This is a genomic window from Dietzia sp. IBK-p2-15D (assembly GCF_057773105.1).
This window is the reverse complement of the sequence record NZ_JBYMTK010000126.1, coordinates 1-435: the sequence shown is the minus strand read 5'-3', so window position 1 is coordinate 435 and position 435 is coordinate 1. Positions and strand designations below refer to the sequence as shown.

Annotated in this window: 1 protein-coding gene; it reads left to right on the top strand. The window is 52.9% G+C overall.

Features of this window, described 5'->3' with window-relative positions:
- On the top strand, positions 1-404 hold a 404-nt coding region (locus tag AC3DEV_RS17190; protein ID WP_488372907.1), incomplete at its 5' end, for a ubiquinol-cytochrome C chaperone family protein.
- Between the last annotated feature and the right edge of the window lie 31 nt (positions 405-435).

Sequence of the window (435 nt, the reverse complement as noted above, 5' to 3'; positions counted from 1 at the left end):
CCGACAAAGAGATGTCTACGTTTGAAATTGAGCAACAGTTACTGGAACAATTTCTGCGTAATACCTGGAAGAAAATGGACGAGGAACATAAGCAGGAGTTTCTGCACGCGGTCGATGCCAGGGTGAATGAGCTGGAAGAGCTGCTGCCGCTGCTGATGAAAGACAAATTATTGGCAAAAGGTGTGTCGCATTTGCTTTCCAGCCAATTGACCCGCATTTTACGCACCCACGCAGCAATGAGCGTGCTTGGGCATGGTTTGCTGCGCGGCGCGGGTCTGGGAGGCCCTGTGGGCGCAGCATTAAATGGGGTTAAAGCGGTCAGCGGCAGTGCCTATCGCGTGACAATTCCAGCCGTACTGCAAATCGCCTGCCTGCGCCGGATGGTTAGCGCCACTCAGGTCTGATACCGGAAACCGGGGAAAATTTTCATTTTCC